We start from the raw sequence: 5538 nt of genomic DNA, 5'->3' as shown, positions 1-5538 counted from the left end.
GGAGACGACGGTTCGCGCCTGTCCGATCTGCGCGTCGAGGGCCCATCCCCGCGGGGGCGGGGGAGACCGCAATCCGCGCGATCGTGCCCCGGGGATACGGGGCCCATCCCCGCGGGGGCGGGGGAGACGCGGTGGCGACTGGCGCCGTCGCCGACGCGCAGGGCCCATCCCCGCGGGGGCGGGGGAGACGCGTTGATCCCTTCCAGCTTGTCGAGCGAGTCGGGCCCATCCCCGCGGGGGCGGGGGAGACCGGGCTTCAAGAAGCTGACCAGCGACGGTGCGGGGCCCATCCCCGCGGGGGCGGGGGAGACTCAACCCGCGCACGGTGCTGCGGAATGCAGGTGGGCCCATCCCCGCGGGGGCGGGGGAGACTGCCGAGCGTGGGTTGATCCTGGTCTAGCATGGGGCCCATCCCCGCGGGGGCGGGGGAGACCCTGGAGTGCAACGGGTTGATTGCGTTTACAATATCAAAGATCAGGAGGGAAAAGGCGAGTTTGCCTTCACCGAAGTTCGCACACGTCTCCGCCGGACCAGCAGGATCGCGTCGTGCGTGACGACATCCTTTGCGGGTTCCCCCAAGGTCAGCAGGCCGAGCCCGCCCGCCGACGACGGTTCCGCCCAGCACATCACGATGCTGCCGTGCCGGAGCCGCGCGTGCCATTCCTCCATCACCGCCCAGACCCGGGCGCGCACCCCCGCGCTCATCCGCGGCTGGGCATAGACGCCGGGCGCCAGTTCCAGCATCGCCGAGCCGAGAAAGCCGCGATAGCGGTCCTCCACGTCGCGGGTGATCAGCACGGTGAGCGGCATCAGCGCGCGCCCGCGGCGCCGGGATCGGCACCGAGCCGGCGCGTGGCGGCGGGCGGCGGACCCGCGTCGGTGGTTTCCGCACCCGGCAGGATCAGCGCCTTGATCCGCTCAATCATGCCGGGGATCACCTCGCGCTGGCGGAACAGCAACGCGGCGCGCTTGCGGACGAGGCGCTCGATCGGCGCGGCGCCGCGGCCGCGCGTCTCCTTCACCGCGCCGAAGGCGATGTCGAGCAGCACGTCGTGCCGGTAGAGGTCGGCGATGTCGAGGCAGAAGCTCTGCCCCGAATCCTCGTGGACGAAGCCCAGTTGCGGGATCGCGCCGGTCGCCGCCACCGCGACACAGGCAGCAGCGGTCATCGCCGAGCCGGCGTGGTTGATCGCCTGGTTGGCGAGGTCGCCGCCCTCCGGGTCCTCGCGATCGTAGCGGCGGCCGCGCCAGTCGATCCCGTGGCGCTCGGCCGCGGCGACGTAAGCGCGCTTGATCCGCGCGCCCTCCTGCCCGCGTAGCACCGCGATGTCGCGGGTGCGCACGATCTCGCCGAAGCGCATCGCGTACATGGCGCGGGCGACCTCCATGCGCTGCTTCGGGTCCGCCCAGCGGGTGACCTGTGCGCGGGCGAGCGCGGAGGCATCGGGCAGCAAGGGCGGCGCGGTGTAGAAGCGCACGGCCCCCTCGCCGATCGCCGCGAGCGCGCAGCCGTGGCGGGCGAGCAGGCGCAGCGCATCGTGGGTGACGCTTGAGCCGGGGCCGAGCAGCACGATCGAGATCGCCTGGTGGGGGATCTGGTAATCGCCCGCCTCCAGCGTGCCGCCACCGGCGGTGACGAAGCGCAGGCAGCCGTCCTCCACCTCCAGCCGGCCGCGATCGAGCCAGATCAGGCCCTGGCGGTCCGCATGTGGAATGCGGGCGCGTTCGAGGCCGAGGCGACCGGAGAGCATGGCGGGGCCGTTACCTCCATTCGTGCCGGGCGGCGTCGCACGGTGTGGTGCGTGCCCTTCGACTTCGCTCAGGGCGAACGGGGGTGGGCCTGCCCGTCACCGCGCCGGGGACAGCAGCAGCATGCCGAAGCCGAAGGCGGCGTGGCGGCCGATGCCGCGGGAGAGGAGCGCGGCGAAGGCGGCGGCGTCCTGGATGGCGAGCGTGCCTTTCACCACCGCTTCGGGCCCCTCGACGCTGCCGCGGCCGGGGCGGCCGTGGGTGGAGCGATGGGTGCGGGTGCGGCGGAACAGGGTGACCTCCGCGCTCTCGATCGCGGCGGCGGGGGTGAGGCGGGTGGCGAGCCAGTCGCGATAGGCGGTCTCGCGCGTCACTTCCGGATCGCCGCCGGGCCGGGTGCGCGCGGCGATCCAGGCATCGACCTCGCCGGCGCGGGCATGCCAATGCTCGGGGCCGGCGGGCGCGGCGGCGGCGCGTTCGGCCTTCACCCGCGCGCCGAAGCGGACCACGGGGCGCGCGCGCACCTCGAAGCCGTAGCGCGCGCCCTCGCGCCAGCCATCGGGCATGGCGCGCAGCTGCGGCGGATCGGGGAAGACCGGATCGAGCAGGGGATCGGCAGCAGGGAGCGCGGCGGCATCGGCGAGCGGCGCGGGATCGGCGAGATAGCCGAGCAGGTGCGGCGCGGCGGGCCCGTCGGCGAACAGCCGAAAGGGCTGCGGCCCGGCGCCGCCGAAGCGGCGGCGCAAGGCGAGGTGGAGCGCATAGCCGCCATCATCGTCGCTGGCGCCGTTCGCCGCCGCAAAGGCGGCGAGCGCGCGCAGGTTGACGGGCAGGCGAACGAGATGGGTCATGCCGCCGCCCGCGCGATCGTGCCGACGGCGACGCGGCGCAGCCCGGCGTGAACGCCGGCGGGCCAGTGCCGCTCGTCGGTGATCTCCTCCTCCACCGCATTGCCGGACAGCCCCTCGGCACGGGGCCATTGCGCGCGCACGGGCGCATCCATCCGGGGCGCCTGCGGAAGCAGGGCGAGGCCGGCGGTCAGCGCCGCGCGAACCGTTTCCGCCTCGACGCTGCCGAGGTGGAGCGGGCGGGCGGGCAGGAAGGGCTTGCGGCCGATAAAGAGCGGGCGCTCGGGCCGGTCAAGCGCGGCGGCGCAATCGTCGAGCGTGGGGTCCTCCCCCGCGGGATCGAGGCGCAGCGCGACGAGGACGCGCGCGTCCGCGTCCATGTCGCGGTAGCGGATGTGGGGGGACTGGTAGGTGGCGGCACCGCCGGCGCGGCCCTCGATGCGCCCGCGCGTCGTCCAGCCCCGGTCGCTGCTGCCCAGCTGCGCGGTCTGGAAATCACGCACGCGGCGGCCCTCCGCTATACGGGCGGAGCCGAGCACGAGGCGCGTCTGGAGCCCGGCGTGGCGCTCCGCCTCGTACCGTTCCCAGCCGAGGGCATTGGCGAGCAGGCCCGCGACCATCGACACCGCAGGGAAGTCCCGGACGACGCCATAGGCGTCGACCATCTCGCCGCCGAAGCTCATCAGCGGCGCGTCGAGATCGAGGAGCAGGTGCCGCGCCATCAGGCGGCGCCGCCCTCGACCGACGCGCTGCGGACGATGCCGCCGGCCCAGGCGGCGAGATCGCGCAGCGACCCGCCTTCGATCCCGGGAAGCGCGAGATCGGGCAGCGCAGCGTGCCGGCGCGCCTCGCCGGTCTCGTACATCGTGTCCATCGCCGAGAGATGGCCGAGCATGGTCTGCGCGGTACGGTGGCCAAGGCTGTGGTTCGAGTCGCGATCGACGAGCGGGACAGCGTCTCGGAACGCATTGGCCAAAGTGCGCGGCTGGCGGTCGCCCGCCTCCACCAGCACCAGCTCGGCGCGGCTGTAGGGTGCGGTGGAGCCCTTCTTGGCGCCGGGCGAGACCTCCGCGACGAGGTGGACGAGATTCTCGACCACCCGCGCGGCGAGATCGCGATCATGCTCGCCCGCCCAGTCGCGCCGGTCGCAGCCGGTGAGGTTGGAGACGAGCAGCGGCAGGTCGATCACGACATAGCCGTAATAGAGGCCCGAGGTGAGCTCGGTATCGAAGACGCCCGCGGCGCCGGCGTCGTCGCCGAGGCTGCGGTCGCTGAGGTCGTCGACCACGGTGAAATAATCGAGCTCGGGCTGTTCCTCGTGCACGGTGAAGGCGTGCGCGACGTGGATCGCGGCATCGGTGTTGGCACGCGGATCGCTGGTGACCATGCGGCCGAACAGCGACGCCTCCAGGCTGGCGGAGAGCGCGGCCTGGTCGCGAAGCTGGTTGAGGCTGTTCTTCTCCTCCTTGATCCAGATCTCGGCCGCGGCCTTGGCGGCGGTGGCGGTGCCACTCTCGGCGAGCAGCCGTTCCGCCTCGGCGCGCATCCAGGTGATCTCGGGCCGGCCGAACAGCAGGGCCTGGCGTTGCTGCTTGTCCTTGGCGTTCTTGCCGTAGAATTTGGCCAGGAACGCATCCTGCACCGCATCGACGGCGTCGCCGTCGAAACGGGCGCGGAGCGGCAGCATCACCTCGCGCTCGATCGCGATCTTGGAGCGGATACCTTCAACGCCATTCTCCGCGGCAAGTGCATGGAGCGCGCGCGGATCGTCCGCCTTGCGCCAGTGGCGCTTGAGGCATTGCGAGGAGATGCGGGTGCGGGTGGCGGTGCCGAAGGGCAGCCGCTTGGCGAGGCCGGCATCGTCGCGGTTGAGGAGGGCGCCGGGCCAAGCGGCAAGGAAGTGGATCTGGATGAACTTCGGCGTCACTTAACTATCCCCCTGTCAGGCGCGCGCGGCGGCGGCGTAGTAATCCTGGGCGATGCGGATGCGCGCCGCCTCGGCCAGGTCCGGGTCGCGCCCGGCAAGATGGTGCAAGGTCCACAGGTTCACCGGCGCCTCGCCCGCCTGGGCGAGCAGGCGCGCGGCGCGGACGATCTGCGCGTGCAGCGCTGGCCCGCGCGCCGCGGTGAGGCGGAGCAGCCGGTTCTCCGACAGGCCGGAGGCATGCAGCGCGGTGCCCAGCCGCCGGCCCAGCGCGTGCGGCTGCGCCGCGGCGGTGCCGGCGAGCAGCGCGGCGACATGCGCGAGCAGGCGCCACGGCGCGAACACCTCCTCGCGCGCCGACACGGCAACGCCGGCGCGGTGGAGCAGGCCGACGACGACGCCGTCCGCTTCGTGCGAACGGGTGAGGTAGAGGCGCCGCAGCCGCGCGCGATCGCCGGTGGACAGGTGCGCCACCTGCCCGGCGATCGAGGCGACCGGATCCTTCGGGCGCGGGTCCACGGGCGTGTCCACCGTCGCGTCGGTCATGCGATCTCCCCGATCCACTTGTTCATCTGCCCGTCCAGCATTGCGCGGGCGCGCGCGATCGCGCGGATGCGGCGCATTGCGGTGCGCGGCGCCGCCTCGGCCGCGTCGGTGAAGACAAGCTCGGCCATGGCGCACAGCTGCCGCCGCCAGGAGAGCGCATGATCCCGCCGCTGGTCCTCGGGAGCGACCGCCTGATCCCAGAAGGGCGCATCGAAGAAGATGCGGTCCACCCGCGCATCGAAGCGGCGAACCCACGGATCGACCTTCGCGCCGGCGGCATCGTCGTCCAGCCGCGCCTGTTCCGGACCGCCCTGGACCAGCATGATCAGCGCGCGGCGGAGCCGCTTGCCCGCCTCGCCCGCCTCTCCGGCGCGGCGGGTGGCGGTGTCGCCGATCACGTCCAGCACCCGGTCGTCCCCGCTTTCCGCGATCTCCTCGACGCGGCTGGTGCGGACCGCGCGGCGATGGAGG

General features: G+C 73.2%; 7 protein-coding genes and 1 CRISPR repeat array. All 7 genes read right to left on the bottom strand.

Features of this window, described 5'->3' with window-relative positions; genetic code table 11:
- Positions 1–38 precede the first annotated feature (38 nt).
- A CRISPR array of direct repeats spans positions 39–433; the repeat unit is 29 nt; unit sequence GGGCCCATCCCCGCGGGGGCGGGGGAGAC.
- Positions 434–474: 41 nt separating this feature from the next.
- Positions 475–810 carry a type I-E CRISPR-associated endoribonuclease Cas2e gene (gene cas2e / locus ACFDTH_RS17120; RefSeq protein ID WP_375288769.1) on the bottom strand — a complete coding sequence of 112 codons (336 nt, stop codon included), beginning with the start codon at positions 808–810 and terminating at the stop codon, positions 475–477.
- The gene (gene cas1e, locus ACFDTH_RS17115) at positions 810–1751 is read right to left on the bottom strand and encodes a type I-E CRISPR-associated endonuclease Cas1e (protein ID WP_375288768.1); all 942 of its coding nucleotides are present in this window, start codon (positions 1749–1751) and stop codon (positions 810–812) included. The genes cas2e and cas1e overlap by 1 nt, the downstream gene beginning before the upstream one ends.
- A 96-nt stretch (positions 1752–1847) precedes the next feature.
- Positions 1848–2600, bottom strand: a complete 753-nt coding sequence (locus tag ACFDTH_RS17110; RefSeq protein ID WP_375288767.1) for a type I-E CRISPR-associated protein Cas6/Cse3/CasE — start codon at positions 2598–2600, stop codon at positions 1848–1850.
- On the bottom strand, positions 2597–3319 hold the full coding sequence (cas5e, locus tag ACFDTH_RS17105) for a type I-E CRISPR-associated protein Cas5/CasD (RefSeq protein WP_375288766.1): 723 nt from the start codon (positions 3317–3319) through the stop codon (positions 2597–2599). Before cas5e ends, ACFDTH_RS17110 begins: the two co-directional genes overlap by 4 nt.
- A complete protein-coding gene (gene cas7e, locus ACFDTH_RS17100) occupies positions 3319–4524 on the bottom strand; it encodes a type I-E CRISPR-associated protein Cas7/Cse4/CasC (protein WP_375288765.1) in 1206 nt (401 codons plus the stop codon). Before cas7e ends, cas5e begins: the two co-directional genes overlap by 1 nt.
- A 15-nt stretch (positions 4525–4539) precedes the next feature.
- A complete protein-coding gene (locus tag ACFDTH_RS17095; RefSeq protein WP_375288764.1) occupies positions 4540–5067 on the bottom strand; it encodes a type I-E CRISPR-associated protein Cse2/CasB in 528 nt (175 codons plus the stop codon).
- A partial coding sequence (locus tag ACFDTH_RS17090) for a hypothetical protein (RefSeq protein ID WP_375288763.1) occupies positions 5064–5538 on the bottom strand: 475 nt, incomplete at its 5' end. The genes ACFDTH_RS17090 and ACFDTH_RS17095, both read right to left, overlap by 4 nt.

Origin of the sequence: Sphingomonas sp. (assembly GCF_042096255.1) — a bacterium.
GTDB lineage: Bacteria > Pseudomonadota > Alphaproteobacteria > Sphingomonadales > Sphingomonadaceae > Sphingomonas.
This window is presented reverse-complemented; position numbering and strand designations above follow the sequence as displayed.